This is a genomic window from Mycobacterium sp. TH-M11, assembly GCF_057473725.1.
The window spans coordinates 1-2,365 of sequence record NZ_JBYCLD010000217.1; the positions used below are offsets into that span (position 1 = coordinate 1).

Sequence of the window (2,365 nt, forward strand, 5' to 3'; positions counted from 1 at the left end):
TTCGGTGCTCAGCGTAGTTGAGTTCGCCACGACCGATGCGGTTCATCCGTGAACTGGAGTCTTCCAGACCGAGCACCAGCCCACCACGCAGCGAGCCCTTCGCAATCCGGCATTCCTTCTCGGTGATGCCGTCGCGACCCACCTCGGCGAGCACGTCGGCGGTCACCCGGATCACTTCGGCGAAGCGCTCGGGCAGGCACGCGGCGTACACCGACATGGCTCCGGCGTCGGAGAAGGTGTCCAGCGACGAGTACACCGAGTAGGCCAGTCCGCGGGACTCTCGAACCTGTTGGAAAAGGCGGGAACTCAAGCCGCCGCCGATTGCGGTGTTCAGCACCGACAGCGCCCAGCGGTGCTTCCAGTACCGACCCGGGGTTCGTACGCCCAGGAAAACGTGGGTTTGCTCGGCGTCCCGGTTGACCACCGTCAGCCCGGGGCGACCGCCGACCCGGCCCGCGCCCTTCCGCGGCGCGATCGCGTGACGGTCTCGCGCCAACCGCGGCCCGAAGCGCTCACGCACCAGGGACACCACGTCGCCGTGGTCGACGTTTCCGGCCACGGCGACGACCATCCGCTCGGGCGTGTAGCGCCGCTGATGGAACGAATGCAGCTGCGCACGCGTCATCGACGACACCGACTGCACGCTGCCGATCACCGGGCGGCCCACCGGGTGATCACCGAACAGCGCCGCCAGGAACTGGTCGGCCAGTGCGTCTTCGGGGTCGTCGTCGCGCATCGCGATCTCTTCGAGGACGACGTCGCGTTCGACCTCGACATCGCTTGCCGCACAAAGCCCATTCAGCACGACGTCGCTGACCAGGTCGACGGCCAGCGCGAGATCGCTGTCGAGCACATGCGCGTAGTAGCAGGTGTGCTCTTTGGCGGTGAACGCGTTCAGTTCGCCGCCGACCGCGTCCATCGCTTGGGCGATATCGACGGCGGTGCGCGTCGGAGTCGCCTTGAACAGCAGGTGTTCCAGGAAGTGCGCGGCACCGGCGACCGTGCTGCCTTCGTCGCGCGACCCGACTCCGACCCAGACCCCGACCGAGGCAGAGCGCACCCCGGGCAGGTATTCGGTGACGATCCGCAAGCCGCCAGGAAGTGTGGTGCGCCGAAACGCCGCGGACGGCTCAGAGCCGTGCCGTCCGCGGCGCAGCGGCTGCGTCGATGGACTAACTGCCGGCCGTCGCGGCATCGGCTTCGGTCTGCGACACGGCAGCCTCCGGGCTGGGAGCAGCGTCGCCGTCACCGGACGCGCCGGCCGCGGCCTCGTCGCCGACAAGCACCAGGGAGATCTTGCCCCGCTTGTCGATGTCGGCGATCTCGACGCGAAGCTTGTCGCCGACATTCACGACGTCTTCGACCTTGGCGACGCGCTTGCCCTGACCGAGCTTGGAGATGTGCACCAAGCCGTCGCGACCCGGCAGCAGCGACACGAACGCACCGAAATCGGTGGTCTTGACCACGGTGCCGAGGAATCGCTCACCGGTCTTGGGCAGCTGCGGGTTGGCGATCGCGTTGATCTTGTCGATCGCGGCCTGCGCCGCCTCGCCACTGCTGGCACCGACGAACACGGTGCCGTCGTCTTCGATCGAAATCTGCGCGCCGGTCTCTTCGGTGATCGAGTTGATCATCTTGCCCTTGGGCCCGATCACCTCGCCGATCTTGTCCACCGGCACCTTGATCGTGGTGATCCGCGGCGCGTACGGGCTCATCTCGTCCGGCTCGTCAATCGCCTCGGCCATCACTTCCAGGATGGTCAGTCGCGCGTCCTTCGCCTGGGCGAGCGCACCCGCGAGCACCTGCGACGGGATGCCGTCGAGCTTGGTGTCCAACTGCAGCGCGGTGACGAAGTCCTTGGTGCCGGCGCACTTGAAGTCCATGTCACCGAATGCGTCTTCGGCACCGAGGATGTCGGTGAGCGTGACGAACCTGCGCTCGGTCTTGCCGTCCACTTCAACGTCATCAGACACCAGGCCCATCGCGATACCGGCGACCGGCGCCTTGAGCGGCACGCCGGCGTTCAGCAGCGACAGCGTCGAGGCACACACCGAGCCCATCGAGGTGGAACCGTTGGAGCTCAAGGCTTCTGAGACCTGTCGGATCGCGTAGGGGAACTCTTCGATACTGGGCAGTACCGGCATCAGGGCCCGCTCCGCCAGCGCGCCGTGGCCGATCTCGCGCCGCTTGGGCGAGCCGACCCGGCCGGTCTCGCCGGTGGAGAACGGCGGGAAGTTGTAGTGGTGCATGTAGCGCTTGGACGTTTCCGGCCCCAGCGAGTCGATCTGCTGGGCCATCTTGACCATGTCGAGGGTGGTGACGCCCATGATCTGGGTCTCGCCACGCTCGAACAGCGCGCTGCCGT

General features: G+C 67.0%; 2 protein-coding genes. Both read right to left on the reverse strand.

Annotation, left to right across the window (positions count from 1 at the left end; translation table 11 throughout):
• The coding region (locus AC2VOG_RS09410) for a M16 family metallopeptidase (RefSeq protein WP_486939637.1) at positions 1 to 1,195 on the reverse strand (1,195 nt) is incomplete at its 3' end.
• Positions 1,173 to 2,365, reverse strand: a 1,193-nt coding sequence (locus AC2VOG_RS09415) for a polyribonucleotide nucleotidyltransferase (protein WP_486939638.1), incomplete at its 5' end; no start/stop codon positions are given. The genes AC2VOG_RS09415 and AC2VOG_RS09410, both read right to left, overlap by 23 nt.